This window comes from Marinobacter confluentis (assembly GCF_004785685.1).
Classification (GTDB): Bacteria; Pseudomonadota; Gammaproteobacteria; order Pseudomonadales; family Oleiphilaceae; genus Marinobacter; species Marinobacter confluentis.
The window spans coordinates 165,484-186,905 of the sequence record NZ_SRPF01000003.1; the positions used below are offsets into that span (position 1 = coordinate 165,484).

The window sequence follows — 21,422 nt, forward strand, 5'->3', positions numbered from 1 at the left end:
AGACGAAAGTACCACGCTCAAAGTTGTTGCAGATCAGACATTTTCTTGCGAAACCCTGATTGTTTTGCCAGTCTTAATTAATGTAACAAATCATTTCAGTGACAAAAAAGTGGAGACAATGCGATGAGCAGCATAAGCAAATTCAAGAAACTGGCCGGATTTTCGGCAGTCGCTTTTGCGGCGATGACGGCAGCGAACTCAGTGAATGCCGCCAACTGGCGCTATGCCCACGAAGAGTATGAAGGCGACGTTCAGGACGTCTACGCGTACAAATTCAAAGAATACATCGAAGAAAATTCCGACCATACGATTCAGGTTTACCGTTTTGGTGAACTGGGCGAATCAGACGACATCATGGAGCAGACCCAGGCGGGCATCCTCCAGTTTGTAAACCAGTCACCCGGCTTTACCGGCTCGCTGATCCCCGAGGCCCAGATTTTCTTTATCCCCTATCTGATGCCTACCGATATGGACACGGTGATCGAGTTCTTCCGCGAAAGTAAGGCCATCAATGAAATGTTCCCGGAGCTGTACGCACAGAACGGCCTGGAACTGCTGCAGATGTACCCGGAAGGCGAAATGGTTGTGACCGCGGACGAGCCAGTGACCTCGCCCGAAGGCTTCAACAACAAGAAGATCCGGGTGATGACCAACCCGCTGCTGTCTGAAACCTACGATGCCTTCGGCGCAACGCCGACTCCCCTGCCCTGGGGCGAGGTTTATGGCGCGCTGCAGACCAACATGATTCAGGGCCAGGAAAACCCGATTTTCTGGATTGAATCCGGCGGTCTCTATGAAGTATCACCCAACCTGATTTTCACTGGTCACGGATGGTTCACCACCGCGATGATGGCCAACCAGAACTTCTATAACGGTCTTTCTGACGCCGACAAGAAACTGGTACAAGACGCTGCTGATTTCGCTTTTGAGGAGATCATCGAGCATATCGATGGCCTGGCAGACGAAGCACTGGCCAAGATCCAGGAAGCCAGTGACGAGGTGACCGTCACCCGTCTGAACGAGGAGCAGATTGCCGCGTTCAAGAAGCGTTCGCCGCAGGTCGAGAAGAAGTTCATTGAAATGACCGGTGAATCCGGCGAAGAACTGTTGAACCAGTTCAAGCAGGACCTGGAAAACGTTCAGAACGACTGATAGCGGCCAGGATCATCTCCGCCGGTACGCCGGCGGGGATTTCGTATTTACCCCGCCCCGCCGGGGCCCTCTCCACCGGTCGGGAGCGGAACGCCACGGAGTGTTCCCATGTCCGAGAATTCCCCGGATCTAGATGACGACACCGGCACCTTCGAGTCCGGACTACCCGGATTTCTGGGAACCATTGATGTCTTCATCAGTAAAGTAGAAGCAGTCATGCTCGCCATGGGCGTGATTCTAATGGCCGTTAACACCTGCGTTAACGTGATCGCACGATTCGTATTCGGTGAAGGCCTGTTCTTTTCAGGCGAAATCAACCGCATATTGATCATCCTGATTACCTTCGCCGGCATCGGCTATGCGGCCCGCCACGGTCGGCATATCCGCATGTCAGCGATTTACGATGCATTCCCGCCCAAAGCCCGTAAGGCACTGATGATTTTCATCGCCCTGTTCACGTCTGTGGTGATGTTTTTCCTCTGCTATCACTCCTATGGGTATATCGAAACCCTTTACGACCGTGGGCGGATTCTGCCTGCGCTCGGGTTCGAGATATGGTGGATATACATCTGGGCTCCGGTCGGCTTTGCCATTACCGGCATTCAGTACTTCCTGACCGCCATCAAGAACTTCACCAGCAAGGACGTGTATCTGTCGACCGGTGTGGTCGATGGTTATGCGGATACCGAGTCTGAAGTCTGACGCTTTGAAGCTGCACTAATAAAGGAAACAAATCATGGCAACTATAATGATGGTGATCATGATCGGGCTGCTTCTGCTGGGCTTCCCGATGATGGTTCCCTTGATCACCGGTGCCGTTGTCGGCTTCGTGATGATGTTCGATGGCTTCGGGCAAATGGGAACCTTCATTCAGCAGATGATGGGCGGCATTCGCCCGGCATCGCTTATTGCGGTTCCCATGTTCATTCTGGCGGCAGACATCATGACCCGCGGTCAGTCCGCAGATCGGCTGATTAACATGGTGATGTCGTTCATCGGCCACGTAAAAGGCGGCCTTGCCATCAGTACGGCCACCTCCTGCACCCTGTTTGGCGCCGTTTCCGGCTCAACCCAGGCCACCGTTGTAGCGGTGGGTTCGCCCTTGCGTCCGAAGCTGCTGAAAGCCGGTTACTCTGACTCTTTCTCGCTGGCACTGATCATCAATGCCAGTGACATCGCGTTTCTGATACCACCGAGTATCGGTTTCATTATCTACGGGGTTATCTCCGAGACCTCCATCGCCGAACTGTTCATTGCCGGTATCGGTCCGGGTGTGATGATCCTGATGATGTTCTCGATCTACTGCCTGATTTACGCCCACGTCAACAAGGTACCCACGGAGGAAAAAGCCAGCTGGGGCCAGCGAGGCGTGGCAGTGCGCGAAGCCCTGTGGCCGCTCTTTTTCCCGGTGATCATTGTGGGCGGTATCTATGGCGGTATTTTCAGCCCCACAGAGGCCGCTGCCGTCTGCGTGCTCTACGCGTTCCTGTTGGAGTTCGTGGTGTTCCGGTCGCTCAAGCTTCCGGACATTTACCGGATTGCCAAATCCACCGGCCTGATTACCGCCGTGGTCTTCATTCTGGTGGCGGTCGGCAACGGTTTCTCCTGGATTATCTCGTTCGCGCAGATTCCCCAGGCCATTCTTGAATCTATCGGTATCAGCGAGATGGGTCCGGTGGGCGTACTGATTGCCATCTGTATTGCCTTCTTTATCGGTTGCATGTTCGTTGACCCGATCGTGGTGATTCTGGTGCTGACGCCAATATTCGCGCCAGCCATTGAAGCCACTGGTCTGGACCCGGTACTGGTTGGTGTACTGATAACTCTGCAGGTGGCGATTGGCTCGGCAACGCCGCCCTTTGGCTGCGACATCTTTACAGCCATTGCCATTTTCAAGCGCCCCTACTGGGAGGTGATTCGCGGAACGCCACCGTTCATCATCATGCTTGTGGCTTCAGCCGGTCTGATCATCGCCTTCCCGCAGATTGCCCTGTTCCTGCGGGACCTGGCCTTCAGGTGACCTGAACACCTGAAGGCTGAACAAAAAGGAGAACAACATGTTCAAACGGATTCTGGTGGCGGTTGATGGTTCCCTTTCCTCATTCAAGGCCATGGACAAGGCCATCGAGCTACAGAAGCTCACGGACGCGGAAATCTATCTGCTCTGTGTTTACAAGCATCACAGTCTGTTCGAGGCGTCGCTATCGATCGGGCGCCCAGAGGGAATGGATATACCGGATAAGGTGCTGTCAGACTACGCGAAAGGAATTGTTAACCATGCCAAGGAAAAGGCAAAGGAGAAGGGCGCGGTGAAAATCCGCGGGTTCGTCAAGGCCGGGCGCCCGTCCACGGTCATCATCAAGTTTGCCAAAGACAAGGAAGCAGACCTGATCGTGGTTGGCTCCCGGGGTACCCACAGCGACAAGGACGGCATGCTGCTAGGCAGTGTTTCTCACCGGGTTGCCTCCAAGGCAAAGTGCCCGGTCCTGGTGGTTTAGGACGGCCCGTCAGTCGACTTCCACCCGATCCCGCCCTGCTTCCTTGGCACGATACAGCGCCCGGTCAGCCTGACCCAACAGGCTGTCGGGCGTTTCTGTACATTCCGGCCAGCTTGATACCCCCACAGACAAAGTAACCCCCACCAGTTCCTGACCGCGATGGACAATCGGATAGGCTCTTATCTCTCTGACCAGCTCCGATGCTTTATCCAGCGCTGCCCGCAGATCCGTCCCCGCCATGATCACCACGAATTCCTCCCCGCCGAATCGGCATACCACGTCGCTGTCCCGGAAATGCCGGGTAAGAAGTGAGGCCACACTCCGCAATGCTGAATCCCCGGCTTCATGGCCGTGGGCGTCGTTGAACTGCTTGAAGTGGTCGATATCCAGCATCAGCAGTGACAGCGGCTTGTCACTGCGCAGTGCCACGGCGGTCTCGTGTTCAAAGAGCTGATCAAAATAGCGTCGGTTTTTCAGGCCGGTCAGGGCATCCTCGTAGGAGTATTTCTGAAGTTCTTCCCGCAGATTGATGCCGGAAATGGTAATACCGATTTTCTGGACGCCCTGTTTAAGAGCCTGAAGCAGCTTCGCGGTCCCGAACTGGGACTCGCTTTCGATGATTTCGTCAGGCACCTCGACAAACAACAGGGCAACGGGCACTGAACCGTCCGTGGCAGTCTGAATATTGATCCAGAGGCAAAGGGTTCCCGCCACAGCTTCCGCAGGGTCCTGATCGGAAACGTCCGCATCCTCCAGAAACAGGGCCGCAAAATCACTGTTTGGGGGCGGGCCGTCCGGCGTCTCGAGGCGGCCAGGAGACGGTGGCTCACCGGCATAGCCCCAGCGATTTAGCAGACGATAGGCGGCGCCGTTTTCAATCCGCTGGTAAAGCATTCCTTTCATCGGGCTGCACAGGTCCGGCAGGCGCTGCGCCAGTACCGGGAAGGTCTGGCTCAGGCTGATGCAGTCCTGTAGATCAGCAATGATATCGTTCAGCACCCGGGTTTTTTCATTTTCAAAGGTCAATAACCGCACCCGCGCCTGTTCCCGCCTGGCCAGAGACTCGGCCCGGGCGGTACGGTCAGCCACCTGCTGTTCCAGAGACAGATTCAACTGATGCAGAGCCTCCTGGGTACTGGCGTAATGAATCAGCGCGATAACCACCACTGACAGCGAAAAGGCCAGTGCTCCGAGGCTGACCGGAACACGCCACCAGGGCAGGAAGCCGTGCGCCACCGCCATATCCAGAACCAGCAGGGTGCAAAACAGACCATAGGCCAGCAGAATCATCTGTTGCTGCCGGGCCAGGTGCCGGAAACGCCGTGCTACCAGAATCGTGATGGTAGTCAGGGTCGCTAGCAGCAACGCATCGAATACCGGAAAGGTGGACGACAGATTGACCAGGCCCGTCGCGGCCAGCGTTAAGGCCACAACGAAATAGCCCAGATGGATTTTCCAGACCAGGTTGATCAGCCAGGGCCGCTGGTCCTCAAACCATTGCTCCAGAAGCAGCGCCATAGCCACCGGCAGCATGAAATAAGAGCCGGCCGCCATATAGTCCCACGCCAGCGGCGCATTCCAGATAAGCTGGCGTGCCTGACTCTCGGCAACCAGCAGCACTGATGACGAAATCGCAAACAGGGCGAGGCTGGCAAAACTCTTCTTGCGGGCCTGAAGCAGGGAAAAAATAATGGAAAGTATCGCGATCAGCGCGGAAAAGCCGGCAATCACCAGGGCTTTCAGAGAATTCTGCAGGATAAAGAGCGTCAGCTCTGACCGCTCCATGATCGCTACTTCACCCCAGAGACCAATGTCGGTGTAGTTGGAGAAAATGCGGAAATAGATATCCTTGCCCTGAAAACCATCAGGCAAGGGGATCGAATGCCATGGCCACCCTTCAAATCGGCCCCGGCCATGTTCGTCAAACTCGCCGTACTGATAGATCTGTTCGCCATCCAGCCAGACCTGCACAATCAGGTCCACGCTGTAGATGTACAGCACGGGTTCTCGCCAGGGGCCGTCAGGCAGGTTTACCCGATACCAGACCTGATCGCGGCCCTGCCGGTCAGGGGGATTGGACGGAAAACCAATAGCGCTCCATTGCTCCGGATCATCGCCCCTGATCCACACCGGCATCCCTTTGCTGTCTGGCGGGGAGTCACCCCAGCGGTACTCCCACCCGGATTCAAGATCCGTCTTGGCATGTGCAGGCGCAAAGAGAAACAGACAGACAAGCACTGCCAGTGCCAGACGCCCACTACATGAGCAAGTCCATGTCTGCATAGGTTCCGACACCTGCCGCTTGAGTTTACATAGTGCAAAGTATAGTTCAGTCACCTGTCTCAGGTGACACGGTGTTCAGGTATGCCCGGTCTGATATGTTGGTCCACTGCCGGACCTGCTCCAGATAGGCCGCCTGGGAACTGATAATCTCTTTCGCCAGCGGGTCTTCTTCCGCCGCTTCCGCCAGCAATTTCCTGGTAGCCGTACGCAGGGCGTCAATCACTTCCGGCGGAAAGGTTTCGTGGCTCACCTCGGGATAATCCTGCTTCATTCTGGCCCAGGCTTCACCGCTCAGATGCGTGCTCTGTGCGTACATGTCGTAAGCCGCTGTCCGCATGGACACGCGCAGGATTTCCTGCAGGTCCTCTGGCAGCTTGGCCCAGGTTTTTTCGTTAATCAGAAACTGCACTTCCGCGCCAGGCTCCTGCCAGCCGGAATAATAATATTCGGCGATCTGGTGGAACCCCATCTGGAAGTCAAGCGCCGGGCCTACCCACTCCAGAGCGTCGATGGTGCCGCGCTCCAGTGCCGTGTAAAGCTCACCGGGGGGAATATTAGTGACCGCCACGCCCAGTTCAGCCATGACTTCACCAGCAAAACCCGGAGTACGCATTTTCAGGCCCTGAAGATCCTCCAGGCTGTTTATCTGTTCACGGAACCAGCCGCCCATCTGGTTCCCGGTGTTCCCGCCCGGGAAAGAAAGCAGACCGTGGGGGCGATAGACCTTCTCCATCAGCGCCATGCCGTCGCCGTAATAGAACCAGGCGTACTGCTCCGGCGCGATCATGCCGAACGGCACTGTAGTAAAGTACATAGCGTTCGGAATCAGCCCTTTGTAATAGTAAGAAGCGGTGTGCCCCATGTCGTACTGGCCGGCTTTGACCATCTCAAAGATACCAAAAGGCGCTTTGTGCTTGTTGGAGGAATCAATGCGGATCTGCAGCCTGCCTGCCGACATCTTCTCTGCCATCGCCGCCATATTGCGGGTAGTTTCGCCCAGAATGGGCGAATTGGGCCCCCAGGTTTCAGCCAGTTTGAGCCGATAGGTTTCCTGTGCCATTGCGGTGATTGAGCAGGTGAAAGCCAGAACAGCAATCAAAAAACGGATTCTGGTCAGTTTGGGCATCGTTAGGCGCCCTCCTTTTGGGGTCGGAAATCAGAAGCGGCAGGTGTACCGCAGAAATTACCCTATTTTGAGCCCTCAAGCATCCGAAATGAGTAGTTCCAGCGTATAAAAAGCCCGGAATACACTTGAATCATCAGCGAATCAGAATGCGCAGCCATTCTGCCGGGAGTCGATCATGGATACGCTATTTTACGATGGCCAATGCCCGCTTTGTGCCAGGGAAATCGCAACCCTCAAAAAACTGGAAACCGGCAATCTGATTTTTGCGGACGTTCATGCCCAGCAGAACCGCAAAGGCCTTCTGCCGGAACGTGAAGCGTTATTACGCCGGCTGCATCTGCTAACCGGTGAAGGCGACTGGGTCATCGGGCTGCATGCAACCGTAAGAGCCTGGTCACACACCAGATTTGGCTTTATCTTCAAACCCCTGCTGTGGCCGATGGTTTACCCACTGGCATCCAGGGTCTATGCCCGCTGGGCGGATCGTCGCTACCAGCGCAAATACGAATGCGGTGTCTGTGGCGTGGAATCCTAGACTCTTTCAGGCGGTTTCCGACCCCGCCAGGCAGACCAGGAGTAAAGCCCCAGGGCCAGCCAGATCATCACGAAACTGAGCAGTTTTTCATCACTCAGGGGTTCATTGAACACCAACAGCGCCAGCACAAACTGCAGAGTCGGGTTGACGTACATCAGGAACCCGATGGTCGACAACCTCAGCCGCCTGGCCGCACCGGCGAAAAACAGCAGGGGAATGGCGGTTACAATGCCACTGGACATAAGTAACAATGCCATGACCGGGGTATCGGTGAAGTGTGATTGTTCGATCATGGACAACCAGCCCAGGGCAAGCAGTCCCACAGGCAGTAACAGCAGCGTTTCCACGAACAGCCCGGACAGCCCATCCAGCGCCACCTTTTTCCGCAGCAGGCCGTAGGTGCCAAAACTGAACGCCAATAAAAGCGAAATCCAAGGCACGACTCCCAGCAGAACCAACTGGTAGACAATGGCCACCGCCGCCAGCACAACCGCCACCGCCTGCAGGCGCGAAATACTCTCTCGCAGAACCAGCAGACCAAGGGCAACGTTTACCAGTGGCGTCAGAAAGTAACCGAGGCTGGCCTGAAGCACCTGACGGCTTTCCACCGCATAGATATAGATACCCCAGTTAAGCCCGATGAACAGCGCACAACCAAGCACAAACCCGAGGTTCTTCGGCTCGGAAAGCGCCGCTTTAATCGGCGCCCATCGGCCCATGACCGACACCACAATGGCCAGAAACAGGCAGGACCAGACAACCCGGTGAATCAGCACTTCATAAGAGGGCACGCCTGCAAACAGGGCAAAATACAGGGGAAAGCACCCCCAGAGGGTGTAAGCGGACAGGCCAAACAGAACGCCCTTTGTAGCTTCGGGCATAGCGGCTCTGGGTATCGCTGCTTCGGGCGTTTTTGTTTGCATAGCTTCCTCATTATCCGATGCACCAATCTAGCACATTGGATCGGGGACAGCAGGCGTTATACTGCCTGCCCCTTTCAGTAATTAGTCGAGTAATCTATCGGTGACTGACCTCTCCCTGCTGCAGATCATCCTTGCCAATCTTGCCCTGCTGGCGGGCGCCTGTTTGCAGGGCGTAGCAGGTTACGGTATCGGCACTCTGGCAGCACCGCTGCTGTTCCTGATCAACCCGGCCCTGGTGCCTGCCCCACTTGTTCTCAACGCAACGGTATTGACGGTGTTCATGCTTTTGAGGAACCGCGCCGCACTGCAGGTCCGCGAAGTACGGTTTGCTATTGGCGGCGGAGTCGGCGGGACGGTTCTGGCCTGGATAACGCTGATGCTGATCTCGCCGAAGGGGTTTGAGCTGGCCTTTGGCGTCCTGATCCTGATCGGCGTTGCGCTCAGTGTCGGGGGAATCCGCCCGGCGCTCAATGCCCGCAACAGCATTCTGGCCGGAGCGGCCTCCACCTATATGGGCACCATTACCGCTGTCGGTGGTCCGCCCATTGCCATGATTTACCAGAACCAGAAAGGCCCCCTGGTAAGGGCCAACATGTCCGCCTTTTTTCTGGTCGCCAGCTTTTTCAGCCTGGCCGCGCTGGTTGCGGCAGGCTATCTGGGACAACAGGAACTACAGCTGTTTGCAGTGACTTTTCCGGGGGTACTGACCGGCTTCTGGCTGTCTGGGAAGCTGGTCAACCGCATGCCGTTTGACGGGCTGCGACCTTTGATTCTGGCGATTGCAGCCGTTGCAGGGACGGCTGCGCTGGCGCGCGGGTTGATGTCACTGTGATGTCTGGCCCTTCCCGGCAAAAATCCCCGTAAAAACTGGTGTCTGGCGACCATCATCTATACTAGGATGAGAGCGTAAAAACACCATCAACGAATCTGCATACACACCCCAGCGGTTGCTGTATCTACTTCTGGCTCTGAATGACAAAAGCTCAAAAGCTGATAATTGCACTGACACTGTTGCTGCTTTCACAATGGGGCAGTGCCGCGGTTCAGCAACCCAATATTGCTTTCTACTACGGCAACGAGGCGCCCATTGGCAGCCTGATGGCCTATGACTGGGTGGTACTGCAACAGGATCAGGCAAGCGATGCGCGGATTGACCTGCTAGATCAGGCCGGCAGCCTGCCCATCGCTTACGTCAGCATCGGCGAAATGGCCCGCAGCCACCGATATTTCCGCGATTTGAAACCGTCATGGCTGATTGGCAAAAACCCGTCCTGGTCCAGTGTGGTGCTGGATCTGCGGCTGCCAGAGGTGCGCAACTTCCTGCTCGACAAACTGATCGACCCGGCCTTCGAGCGTGATTTTCAGGGCGTCTTTCTGGATACGCTGGACAGCTTCGTTCTGGCGCCTGATATCGCAGAACAAACCGGGGCCTTCGCCGAGGCCCAACGGCAGTTGATCTCAGCCATTCGCCAACGCCATCCTGCAAGCAAAATTATTCTCAACCGGGGCTTCCACCTGCCAGACAGCGTTATGAACCAGGTTGATGGGCTGGCGCTGGAGTCCTGGCGCAATGGCTATAACGCCGAAAACCGGACCTACTATCAGATTCCCGACAACGACCGGCAGTGGCTGGATTCGCAGTTAAAACGCTGGCGCGAAGCCCGACCCGGTATGCCATTGATCGCCATTGATTATGTAGCGGATCCTGCCCGGGCCGGTGAACTGGCTGATCAACTTCGAGACGAAGGGTTTGTGCCCTGGGTTGCCAACCCGTCACTGACACGGCTAAGCCCATCGCAGCCCGCACAGATCAAACGTCACCTGCTGGTGATTCATGATCTGCCTGAGCACAATATGGACCGCAGCGCGGCGCACCGCTTCGCCGGCATTGTGCTCGAGCGTTCGGGCTATGTGCCCCACTATCACTCATCCCTCAACCCGCTGCCACAGGAACCAGTGGATGATCGCTATGCTGGTATCCTGGTGTGGTGGGAAGCCGGGGATCGGCCGAGCGGTCTGTGCAACTGGCTGGCCCAGCAACAGCAGAAAGGCGTGCCCGTGGTTCTGATGGGGCAGGTGCCCGGCAATGCCTCATGTGCTGGGGTGCTCTCCTCAGGCATTCCCGCCCTGCCGGTGGCGCCGCTGACCTACAGCACGGGACATGCATCGGTGGGAAGCTACGAAGGCAAACGCCTGCCCTCACTGACCGCTCGCCCCATGCCTCAGGCAAGCAATCACACACCCTGGTTGACCATCATTGACGATCAGGACCAGCAGTTTGACCCGGTTTATACCCACAGCGGTGGCGGTGTGGCCGCCGCGCCCTATATATTTGAACCCGGCCCGGACGATCAGGCCCTATGGCTGTTCGACCCTTTTGCTTTCTTCCGGCAGGCATTTGGCGGGCAGCAACTGCCAGCCATTGATACCACCACAGAAAATGGCCGCCGGATCCTGACCGCGCACCTTGATGGCGACGGGTTTGTGTCCCGTGGCGAATTTCCGGGTAGTCCGTTGAGCGCAGAAATCATTCAGGATGAGATTCTGTCCCGCTATGAGATTCCCCATACGGTCTCGGTGATCGAGGCGGAAACCTCCCCCAGGGGACTCTACCCTGGCGCAAGCGAAGCCGCTGAACGCCTCGCCCGATCCATTTTCCAGATGGATTCAGTAGAAGTGGCGTCCCACACCTACAGCCACCCCTTCTTCTGGCAGTCCATGGAAGGTGGCCCCGCGCCCCGGCTGGAAAACACCCTGTATGGCTACTTTATGAACATTCCCGACTATCAGGCGTCGCTTGCCCGTGAGATCGGTGGCTCCGTCAGCTACATCAACCAGCGCCTGGCTCCGGCTGACAAACCCGTTTCCGTTTTCCTGTGGACCGGTGACGCCCGGCCCGGCACCGAGGCCCTCCGTCGGGTTCGCGAGGCAGGGCTGGTAAACATCAACGGCGGCAATACCCGCCCCTTGCCCTACGCGTCAGAACTGACGGCAACCTGGCCAGATGCGCGGCCCGTGGGCGATGAACTTCAGGTGTACGCACCGGTAATGAATGAAAACGTCTACACCAATGAGTGGACCGGGCCCTTCTACGGCTTCCGCGACGTGATCGACACCTTCCGTATTCTGGAAGAAAAAGGCCGCGTAAAACCAATGGGCATTTACTACCACTTCTATTCCGGCACCAAGCCCGAGGCGCTGAATGCCCTGCATGAAGTCTATCGCTACGCCACAAGCCAGCCTGTCATTCCTCTCTATCTGAGTGACTATGCGAAACGCGTGCAGACCCTGTATTACTCGGCGATGATGCGCAGCGAGAATGGGGCCTGGAGCTGGCGTGGCATCGGGCAGCCGCGAACCGTCACCATAGGCCAGGACCAGTATCCGGATCTGGAAAAAAGCACGGGGGTCGCGGGCTATCACGATGTTGCCGGCAACCGCTACGTTCATCTGACCGGTGTAGCGCCTCGTCTGTTCCTGAGATCAGAGCTTCCGGAAGGTCCGCGGCTGGTTCAGGCAAACGGGACCTTGACCCAATGGAAACGTGAGGATTCAGGTGGACGCTGGCAGATCACCCTGGGTCTGAACAGTCATCAGGCCATAGAGTTTTCCCTGGCAGGCACCACGCAGTGCAGGATTGATAACACAGCGGCACGGATGACCCGCAATGGCAGCAACCTGCGGATCACACTCCCCGCCCGACGGATCGACAAGCTGACTCTGGAGTGCCAGTAGGCTTATGGGTCGTAGGCGCGAATCGTTTTTTAGCCTGCCGGCGCTGATCCTGATGGGGGCGCTGATTGCGCTGGCCCTGTATCTGCTGTTTCCCCGGCAGTCGGTGTTTGAAAACCCGGGCTACCTGGAGAAACCGGACGCCCTGTCCATTGCCTATCTGGAAGTACTGCTTCGTTCAGACTCGGACAACGAGGCCCTGCGACTCAGTCTGGCCAGGGCACTGGGCGCAACCAGCCAGCCGTCAAGGGCCAGCGAAGTGCTTGCCCCTCTGCTTGAACAGCAACCGATATCAGAGGAAGCGCTCGAGTTGCACCTTGAGCTGCTGGCAGAACGCCTGTTCGCAGCGCCCGAGGGTCCTGACCGGGAAGCCCTGAAAGACCAGCTATTCATCTCTGCCCAGAAGCTTGTCCGCCAGCCCTTCGAGCCGACCAGAATCCTCGAGCTGATAACCCCCATGGCTGACTGGATGAGCCAGCCCCGTTACCTGTCGCTGCTGCAAAGCACAGAAGACCGGTTGACCAGCCCCCAACAGCAACTTCAGCTCGCCCGGGAAATCGCCCGGCTGCAGGAAGCCGAGGCAAGGCCCGGTGCCGCCGCCGATACGCTGCGGCCACACCTTGAAACTGTAGACCCGGCCAATCGCGTTGACTATATCAATAACCTGATTCGCCTTGAGCTCGCCAGCGGCAACCCCGAAGCTGCACTGGCGCTTTTCAAACAGGTGTGGCCGGTCAGGAATCTGTCAGAGGACGCATTGGCAACGGGCATTCGGCTGGCCCGGCTGGCCGGTTCCGCAACCGACGAAGCGGCCTGGGTGCAACAACGGGCCGACAATAATCCGGGCAATGTCGAATACCAGCGCGAGCTGCTGGCTTTCCAGCTTGCCGCCGGTAACACCGCTGACGCCCTGAACACGGTTCGCCGCCTGCAGAGTGCCCCCGGAAAACTGAATCGCCAGGATCGGCAGACCATCGCCCAGGTACTGGAATGGAATAATCGGCCGGAGCAGGCATTGCCCGTCTGGGTCGCGCTATATCGGGAAACCGGTTCCAGCCAGGCCTTCCAGCGCGCCATCGACCTGGCGCGAGGCCTGTTTCAGTGGGATACCCTGCTGGAATTGCTAAGCGCCGGTGCCGAACAGGAACGACTTCAGCCCGACGGCTACATCACCCTGGCCGACGCGCTGATAAGGGGCGGGCAGTTCAACCAGGCCAGAGCGCGACTGGAGGAAGGCCGCATCGCGTACCCGCGCTCCGAGGCGCTGCAAGAACGTCTACTGGCTCTGCTCATCAACCTGCGTGATTATCCTGCCGCGATAGGCCTGTTAGAGAAGCAGCCGGCTATTTCCGACGCTGACCGTTTACAGCTTGCCTCACTTTACTGGCGCACCCGGGAGCCGGAACGGGCACTGGCCGTGCTGGATTTCGAACCGGCGGACCCACAGCTGGCCGACTCCGTTCAGGCGATGCGGCTGCAGTTGGCCACAACCCTCGGTCGGACCGATCTGTTACGCCAGGACTACGACCGACTCCTCGCCCGGGACGAAAGCGACCTGACACCAGCCCTTCAGGAAACCCTGCTTAACCTGGCCGTGCTTTTCGAGGATTACCCGCGGGCACTGCAATTAAGCCAGAACCGTTACCAGGAGACCGGAGACCCCAGCTATCTCGCCTCCGTTGCTGAGTATCAGTTGGCCCTGGAACAGTGGCAGGAGCTGGAAACCACCCTTGATCGCTGGCAAGACCAGGTGCCCGATGCCCGGCAGAACCCGCGTTACTGGTCATTGCTGGGGCTGATCCAGCAACGCAACGGCCAGGTCGGTGCCGCCGACGATGCCTATCGCACCGCCTGGGAACTGGCCCCGGATGACGAAAGCCTGATGATCAGCTGGGCCTGGCTGAAGCTGGCCAACGCAGACCGATATGCCGATTCCCTCCAGGCCCTGTTGGCACGGCTTGGCGACAACCCATCCCCGCTGGCTCTGCCGGTGCTGGCTTATGGCCACAGTGCGCTGGGCCAGCAACGGCAGGCGCTTCACTGGTTCCGTGAAGGCCTCAGCTCGAAAAGTGACGACCCGCAATGGCTGCTTGCCACTGCGAATCTGATGGAACAGACGGGCTCCCCTGGCACCGCTGCAAATCTGCGTGAACAGGCGGCAGCGCTGCTGTCGGAACAGCAACCCACTCCTCCCAGCAGGCCTGAGGTTGCAGGCCTGTACAACGATCCGGAGAACCGATCGCAACTGGCTGATCGGTATCTGAGACAGATCGAGCAGATCAACAGGCCGATGGTGGCCGAACAGAGCCAACAGCTAACCCGGGATACCGTGAATATCCACCAGACCATGAACCGCGCTGTCCAGATGGACGCCCGTTGGCGGAATCTGGGTAATTTTACCGTTCAGCGCACAGGGGTCACCGGGCAGTTCGCCCATGACGAATTCCGTTGGCGAGTCTCTGCCAGCAACGTAAAGGCAGACGGGGCGGGCCGCCTTAACGACACCCCCGACCACGGCAGCGAAGCGACCCTTACCCTGGACCGGCGCGACGGAAACAGCATCTGGTCCTTGTCTGCCAGCCACCTGCCCCGATACGAGACCGACGACCTGGCGTTGGCCGCCAGCTATAACCGGCAATGGACCGACCGAATCGGTCTGGGCGCCGGCTATGATTTTCAGGAACGCACCACCGACAGCGCCGAAGCCTGGTGGCTGACACGCCGCAATCGCGCTTACCTGAACACCAGCTACACACCCTTTTCCCGGCTGAACCTGAACGCGCAGGTAGAACAACTGACCATTAACAGCCTGGAGAACGACCGCCTGGCAGACGGCTACGGGCTGGATCTGAACGCCACCTATACCATCTTCCGCAATGACCCGGCCTGGACCGTCAGCGCCGGCTATCGCAATCAGCAGCTTTCACTGGAAGACGAACTGCCGGCCGCCACCCTTGAAGCGCTGGACCAGCCGCTTGCAACCAGTGGCCTGTTGACTGACGAATACGAACGCATTGGCGTCAGCACCCGCTGGTTCCACGGCGAACCACACGCGCTCTATCGCACCACACCATCGCCCCGGGCATTTCTCGGACTGGACGCCGGTTATGTACTATCTACTTTAACGGCGGAAGTTGGGGTAGAGCTCGGGTTGGGCTGGCGCATTCTGGGCGACGATGAACTGGCGCTGTCCGGGCGACGATCATCCGAAGGGCTGGACGGCGAAGGCCGGACTGAATTCAATCTCACCTACACGATTTATCTGGGTCGCTAAAGGAGACCGTTATGAAAACACTGGGCCGCTTTCTGGCACATTCGCTATCCCGACCGCTATCACTGCCACTATGGCTATCGCTTCTGCTGCTGGCCGGCTGTTCGGTTATGCAGAGCCAGCAGGGCTCACCGGTACCGGGCAATGCTCAGTTTGCCGTATTACCTTTGATCAACCTGTCGCAGACACCCCAGGCTGGGGATCAGGCGGCCAGCGTGGTCTCTGCCATTCTGCGCGCCAAGGGCCGCGACAACGTGACCCTGTATCTGCCGGACGACCGTAATCCATTGCTGTATGAAAGCAGCGAACGCCAGCAGACCGCCATGAATTCTGCCCGTAATGATGGCGCCGAATACCTGGTCACCGGCACGGTGGAAGAATGGCGCTATAAAAGCGGACTGGACGGCGAGCCTGCCGTTGGCATCACCCTGGAAGTGCGCAGTGCCGACGATAACCGGGTGGTCTGGTCCGGCACCGCGGCCCGCACCGGCTGGGGCCGCGAAAGCGTCAGCGTGGCCGCCCACAAGGTGCTGGACGAACTGGTCGACGCCATGCCAGTAACTAACCAATAGCCGCTAACGTCGACTGAGCGAACGGGTTCACTAAAGAGTTCACTATGGACGAAACAGAGCACAGAACGGATAAGCAGGCGCGGGTTCCCATTGCGTTGAAATGGCTGGAAACCCTGCTGATTACCGCGTTCTTCCTGGCCTTCAGCTACTGGCACCGGCCGGAGGATCCGTTCTACCTCAATGGTAATTTCCCCTGGCCTGCGCTGGCGCCTCTACTGGTGGGGCTGCGCTACGGATTCTTCATGGCGCTGATCTCGGCACTGATCCTGATTGCCACCCTGGGCTTTCAGCTGCGCCAGAATATTCCGGATGCCCGGGAGTTTCCCTACGTGTGGACCATCGGCGTTCTGGGCATCAGCCTGCTGGCCGGAGAGTTCCGGGACTACTGGGACCGGCAGCGGCAGAAACTGGAAGCCAGCAATGAATACCGGGGCTCACGCCTGGAAGAGTTCACCCGCAACTATTACCTGCTGAAGGTTTCCCACGACAGGCTGGAGCAACAGCTGGCAGGCAGTTCCAGTAGCCTGCGGGAGGCGCTTCGGCGGCTGTATGCGCAGATGAGCGCAACTGGCCAATCCGGGCTGAACCCCGATACCGCCAACCTGATGCTGCAGTTGCTGGTGCGCTACGGCCAGTTGCAGATCGCGGGCATCTATCCGGTGTCAGAAGGTCGGCTGGGAAAAGAACCAACGGCAACGGTCGGACGCTTCCGCAAGGTGGATTCGGGCGACCCCCTGCTTCGGCACGCTCTGGAAGAGCGCACTCTCGTATCGGTGCAGACCGAATTCCGCAAACGCATGGACGAGCTGGACACCGACCTGCTGGCTGCAATCCCGATGATCGATTCCGAAGACCGCTTTATCGGCATCTGTGTGGTTGAAGCAATGCCATTTTTCAGCTTCGAAGCCCGCTCGCTGCGGCTGCTGGCGATTCTGGCAGGGCATATGGCAGACCTGGTTCATCAGCAGGCGATAAACACCACCGATCGCTCGCTGGAATGGCATTCCTTTCGGCAACAGCTGGACCGCGTTGGCCGCGATGCCGAAACCTTTGATCTACCGGGCGCGATCCTGCGGCTGCCGGTTGCTGAGGACCAGACCGGTCGCCTTATCGCAGACTATATCCAGAAGATACGTCGGGGCCTGGATGTCGTCACCGAAATGCACAACAACGGCCAGAGAGACATTCTGGTGCTGATGCCGCTGACCGATGAACTGGGCCTGGCCGGCTACGTTCAGCGCCTGGATGACGGGTTGCGGGAGCAGCTGGGACTGCACGGCAGCCAGCTTGCCACTCCCCATACCCTGCAGATCCGCAGCCGCGCCCAGGCAGACGAATGGTTGAACAATGCCCTATCGGCAAACCGGGAGGCCATCGGCCATGCTGAATAACTGGCTTGTAACCCTGGCCCTGATCCTGGAAACCAGCGGCATGGTCGGCCTGCTATCACCAGAGGCCGGCGATCTGCACCTGGCCGCCTATCTGTTCGCCCATGCCATTGCCTGCGCAATCCTGGCCATTGTTCTGCTGCCACTGTTACCGGCCCGTTATCGCGGCCAACCGGTCAGGGCCGGAGTTTTCCTGTTCACCCTGCAGTTCGCCATACCTTTTATCGGCAGCGTCGGGTTGCTGCTGGGCATACTGCTGGCGCTGTATCTTCCCCGGTCACAGCGGGAAATTCCCTGGCAGGAAGTGGACATTCCGGAGCTACCCTTCCAGCCGATCGATATGAACCTGCAGGTGATTTACAGCCAGGGCGGCCTGCGCCAGGTGCTACGGGAAGCCAGCAGTACTGACAAACGCCTGAGAGCGATGATGGCCACCCGCCAGATGAACGACCGGGATGCCATCGACATACTGCGCGAAGCCCTGAAAGACCCGGCAGACGACGTACGGCTGCTGGCCTACTCCATGCTGGAACAGAAAGAAAAAACCCTGACCCACAGGGCTGGCTTGCTGCAACAGTCATTGCAGAAAGCCGGGGACATGGAAAGTGTTCTGCTACAGCGGCGGCTGGCCCAGGTGTGGTGGGAAATGGCCTATCTCGGCCTGGCCCAGGGCAGCCTGCGGGAGTATTACCTGACCAGCGCCCGCAAACTCCTGCTGCGCCTGGTCAACCGCCGGTCCCAGCACAACGACTGGCGCCTGCTTGGCCGGGTGGAACTGGCCCTTGGGAACGTTGATCAGGCCGAGGAAGCTTTTAACGCAGCCCTGGACGGCGGTTCCGCTCCGGAAATGATCATGCCTTATCTGGGTGAGGTGGCCTTTCTGCAGAGAGACTTTGTCAAAGTACGGGAGCGCCTGTCTGCCTGCCCGCCTGAGCGATATCACCCCGCTAACCGCCCGATCATTGAGGCCTGGCTATGAATCTGAAGCAGCGCCAGAAAGCACCCAAGGCAGACATTGCCCTGCTTCTGGAGGGCACCTACCCGTTTATCCGCGGCGGGGTATCATCCTGGGTGCACCAGATTATCACCGGGCTGCCGCAATACACCTTCGCCCTGATCTTTCTGGGTGGCGATCGCACGCATTACGGCAAGCAACAGTACACCCTGCCGGACAATGTGACCCATCTGGAATGCCATTACCTGATGGACACCGAAATGGTGGGCAAACCGCGCCCGCGAAAGGGAAACAAATCCGCTTTTGCAGCCCAGAAATGCCTGCACGAGCAGTTCAAATCCGGCACACCGGTAGAGCCAGACATTCTGCACAAGGTCTTTGCCGACCTGGGCCAGAAGCGGGGCATCAGTCGGGAGGATTTTCTCTACAGCGAGGAAAGCTGGGAGATGATCGACGAGCACTATCGCACGTACTGTACCGAACCATCCTTTGTCGACTATTTCTGGTCCGTTCGAATTATGCATGCGCCACTGTTCCAGCTTGCGGAGGTAGCCCGGAATCTGCCGGAAGTTCGCATGCTGCATTCCATTTCCACCGGTTACGCGGGCCTGCTGGGCGCGATTACCAGTGAACAGAGGGGCATCCCGTTCGCCCTGAGTGAACACGGGATCTACACCAAGGAACGCAAAATCGACCTGTCCCAGGCCCAGTGGATCCAGGACCCGACCGACCAGGTCAGTGGCACGCTGAATGAACAGCTGGGCTACATCCGCCGGCTATGGATTCGCTTTTTCGAGGCCCTGGGGCGCCTGACCTACCAGCAGGCAGGTCCGATCGTCTCGCTGTACCGCGGCAACCGGGAACGGCAGTTACAGGATGGTGCGCCGGAAGAACGCACCCGGATCATTCCCAACGGCATAGACCCGGCCCGCTTCGAGGAGGCCAGGGCTGCCCGCACCGGCGACATTCCAAAGGTTTTGGGGCTGGTGGGGCGTGTGGTGCCGATCAAAGACATCAAGACCTTTATCCGGGCCATGCGTTCGGTCACCAGCGTCATTCCCGACGCGGAAGGCTGGATAGTGGGCCCGGAGGATGAAGACGAAACCTACGTACGCGAATGCAAAGAGCTGGTGGATAGCCTGGGGCTGAGCAAACAGGTGAAATTCCTGGGATTCCAGAACGTCAACGACATACTGCCGCAACTGGGGCTGATGGTATTAACGTCCATTTCCGAGGCGCTGCCCCTTGTTATTCTGGAAGCCCACGCGGCCGGCCTGCCCTGCCTGGCCACGGACGTTGGCGCCTGCCGCGAACTGCTGGAAGGCGCCGGCGAGGAAGATCGGGCCCTGGGTACCAGCGGTGCCGTAGTTCCCATCGCCGACCCGGAGGCGACCGCACGGGAAGCAGTGCGCCTGCTGTCAAATCCGCAAAAGTGGCACAAGGCCCAGAAAGCCGGGCTTGAACGGGTGCAGAGGTTCTACACCCTCGACAGTATGTTCTCGGCTTATGAATCGATCTATCACAACGCCATCCATCAACAGGGGCGGAGTGCCTGATGGCCGGTATCGGATTCGAAATACGCCGCATCCTGAAGCGGGACAGCTTCCTGAACCTGTTCGAGGCCTACGGCCTGGCCGGCATCATCAGTTCCGGCCCCTGGGTACTGTCGGTGCTGGGCGTGATGCTGATCGGCATTATCAGCTTTACCCTGAAAGTATCCGACACCCAGGTGGTGCAGTTCCTGGTGTCGGTGACCTACCTGATGGCAGTATCCCTGACCCTGTCGGGGCTGTTCCAGCATGTGTTCACCCGTTGGGTGGCGGACCGGCTGTACGGAAAACGCAGCGACCTGATCCTGCCCAACCTGATGGGACTGATATGGGTGACTACTTTACTGTCGCTGGGTCTGGGCCTGATGTGTATGGTGCTGTTTTTCAGCGACACCACCGTGCTTTACCGCCTGCTGATGCTGGCCAACTTTGTGGTGCTGTGTAACCTCTGGCCGGTCACCATCTTCCTGTCCAGTATGAAATCCTACCGGCGTATTGTGGTGGTGTTCGCCCTGGGTTATGCCACGGCGGTTGTCGGCGCCATGCTGATGTCCCGGTTCGGCCTTGAGGGCCTTCTGGCCGGGCTGCTGCTGGGCCATAGCCTGCTTTTCTTCAGCTTTTTTTACACCATCATCCGCCAGTATCCCGGCGACTATTTCATCCGCTTCGATTTTACCCAACGCAAGCAGATTTTCCCGGCCCTGATCCTCACCGGGCTACTGTTCAATGCGGCGGTCTGGGCGGACAAATTCATCTTCTGGTTCCATCCCGACACCTCGCAACCCATCATCGCCAGCCTGCGGGCGTCGGTGATTTATGACCTGCCCATTTTCCTGGCCTACCTGTCGATTATCCCAGGCATGGCGGTCTTCCTGGTTCGCATGGAAACCGACTTTGCGGAGGCTTACGAGCGTTTCTACAACGCCGTGCGGGAAGGCGACACTCTGGACCGCATCAACCGCTTCCGGGACCAGATGGTGATCGTCGCCCGCAACGGTATCTACGAGATTTTCAAGGTTCAGGGGCTGACCGTGATCGTCATTTTCCTCTGGAGCGAGGAGATACTGGCGGCCATCGGCATTTCGCCGCTGTATATACCGCTGTTTCACATTGACCTGGTGGCGGTAAGCATCCAGTTGCTGTTGCTGGCCATCCAGAACGTGCTCTTCTATCTGGATGCCCGGGGCATAAACGTGATTCTTTGCGCCCTGTTTTTCTTCGGCAATATCATTTTCACCTTTATCACCATTGAGATGGGCGCCTCTTTCTACGGTTACGGATTTGCGGCGGCAACGCTGATTTCTGCCCTTACCGGGCTCTGGCTGCTGTCACGAAAATTTGAGAAGCTGGAATACGAGACTTTCATGTTGCAGGGCCGCTAACGGCTGAGTATCGGAGAGATACCTGTCGCATTTCTGGTTACAACGTTTGACAATA

General features: G+C 58.1%; 16 protein-coding genes. 13 read left to right on the forward strand and 3 right to left on the reverse strand.

Going from position 1 to position 21,422, the window contains the following annotated elements:
- Positions 1 to 123 precede the first annotated feature (123 nt).
- The 4 genes from E5Q11_RS11315 (at position 124) to E5Q11_RS11330 (ending at position 3,650) form a co-directional block, all read left to right on the forward strand.
- Positions 124 to 1,152, forward strand: coding sequence for a TRAP transporter substrate-binding protein (locus E5Q11_RS11315; RefSeq protein WP_135803541.1), 1,029 nt, complete (start codon positions 124 to 126; stop codon positions 1,150 to 1,152).
- Between the two features lie 108 nt (positions 1,153 to 1,260).
- Positions 1,261 to 1,854 (forward strand): TRAP transporter small permease, encoded by a 594-nt coding sequence (locus tag E5Q11_RS11320; RefSeq protein WP_135803542.1) that lies wholly within the window; start codon positions 1,261 to 1,263, stop codon positions 1,852 to 1,854.
- A gap of 34 nt (positions 1,855 to 1,888) precedes the next feature.
- Complete coding sequence (locus E5Q11_RS11325; RefSeq protein WP_135803543.1) at positions 1,889 to 3,172, forward strand: TRAP transporter large permease; 1,284 nt, start codon at positions 1,889 to 1,891, stop codon at positions 3,170 to 3,172.
- A gap of 37 nt (positions 3,173 to 3,209) precedes the next feature.
- Complete coding sequence (locus E5Q11_RS11330) at positions 3,210 to 3,650, forward strand: universal stress protein (RefSeq protein ID WP_135803544.1); 441 nt, start codon at positions 3,210 to 3,212, stop codon at positions 3,648 to 3,650.
- A 9-nt stretch (positions 3,651 to 3,659) separates the two neighbouring features.
- On the opposite strand, the gene E5Q11_RS11335 is transcribed toward E5Q11_RS11330, so the two are convergent.
- The gene (locus E5Q11_RS11335; RefSeq protein ID WP_135803545.1) at positions 3,660 to 5,933 is read right to left on the reverse strand and encodes a sensor domain-containing diguanylate cyclase; all 2,274 of its coding nucleotides are present in this window, start codon (positions 5,931 to 5,933) and stop codon (positions 3,660 to 3,662) included.
- 46 nt (positions 5,934 to 5,979) lie between these two features.
- On the reverse strand, positions 5,980 to 6,993 hold the full coding sequence (locus tag E5Q11_RS11340; protein WP_225315045.1) for a TRAP transporter substrate-binding protein: 1,014 nt from the start codon (positions 6,991 to 6,993) through the stop codon (positions 5,980 to 5,982).
- 241 nt (positions 6,994 to 7,234) lie between these two features.
- On the opposite strand from E5Q11_RS11340, the gene E5Q11_RS11345 reads away from it, so the two are divergent.
- Complete coding sequence (locus E5Q11_RS11345) at positions 7,235 to 7,594, forward strand: thiol-disulfide oxidoreductase DCC family protein (protein ID WP_135803547.1); 360 nt, start codon at positions 7,235 to 7,237, stop codon at positions 7,592 to 7,594.
- Here the strand turns inward: E5Q11_RS11345 and rarD are convergent.
- Positions 7,591 to 8,475 carry an EamA family transporter RarD gene (gene rarD / locus E5Q11_RS11350; protein ID WP_135803860.1) on the reverse strand — a complete coding sequence of 295 codons (885 nt, stop codon included), beginning with the start codon at positions 8,473 to 8,475 and terminating at the stop codon, positions 7,591 to 7,593. The two genes, E5Q11_RS11345 and rarD, sit on opposite strands and share 4 nt — an antisense overlap.
- A gap of 142 nt (positions 8,476 to 8,617) precedes the next feature.
- Here rarD and E5Q11_RS11355 point away from each other — a divergent pair, with 142 nt between their 5' ends.
- From E5Q11_RS11355 to pelG, 8 genes are all read left to right on the forward strand, one after another.
- Positions 8,618 to 9,349, forward strand: a complete 732-nt coding sequence (locus tag E5Q11_RS11355; RefSeq protein WP_135803548.1) for a sulfite exporter TauE/SafE family protein — start codon at positions 8,618 to 8,620, stop codon at positions 9,347 to 9,349.
- A 140-nt stretch (positions 9,350 to 9,489) separates the two neighbouring features.
- Entirely contained in the window at positions 9,490 to 12,252 is a 2,763-nt protein-coding gene (locus tag E5Q11_RS11360; RefSeq protein ID WP_135803549.1) for an endo alpha-1,4 polygalactosaminidase, read from the forward strand.
- A 4-nt stretch (positions 12,253 to 12,256) separates the two neighbouring features.
- Positions 12,257 to 15,523: a tetratricopeptide repeat protein gene (locus E5Q11_RS11365; protein WP_135803550.1), complete on the forward strand. Its 3,267-nt coding sequence runs from the start codon at positions 12,257 to 12,259 to the stop codon at positions 15,521 to 15,523.
- A gap of 11 nt (positions 15,524 to 15,534) precedes the next feature.
- On the forward strand, positions 15,535 to 16,092 hold the full coding sequence (locus tag E5Q11_RS11370) for a hypothetical protein (RefSeq protein ID WP_135803551.1): 558 nt from the start codon (positions 15,535 to 15,537) through the stop codon (positions 16,090 to 16,092).
- A gap of 44 nt (positions 16,093 to 16,136) precedes the next feature.
- Positions 16,137 to 17,483: a PelD GGDEF domain-containing protein gene (locus E5Q11_RS11375; protein ID WP_135803552.1), complete on the forward strand. Its 1,347-nt coding sequence runs from the start codon at positions 16,137 to 16,139 to the stop codon at positions 17,481 to 17,483.
- Positions 17,473 to 18,459 carry a HEAT repeat domain-containing protein gene (locus tag E5Q11_RS11380; protein ID WP_135803553.1) on the forward strand — a complete coding sequence of 329 codons (987 nt, stop codon included), beginning with the start codon at positions 17,473 to 17,475 and terminating at the stop codon, positions 18,457 to 18,459. Before E5Q11_RS11375 ends, E5Q11_RS11380 begins: the two co-directional genes overlap by 11 nt.
- Positions 18,456 to 19,991, forward strand: coding sequence for a GT4 family glycosyltransferase PelF (gene pelF / locus E5Q11_RS11385; RefSeq protein WP_135803554.1), 1,536 nt, complete (start codon positions 18,456 to 18,458; stop codon positions 19,989 to 19,991). Before E5Q11_RS11380 ends, pelF begins: the two co-directional genes overlap by 4 nt.
- Entirely contained in the window at positions 19,991 to 21,367 is a 1,377-nt protein-coding gene (pelG, locus tag E5Q11_RS11390; protein ID WP_135803555.1) for an exopolysaccharide Pel transporter PelG, read from the forward strand. The genes pelF and pelG overlap by 1 nt, the downstream gene beginning before the upstream one ends.
- Positions 21,368 to 21,422: the final 55 nt, after the last annotated feature.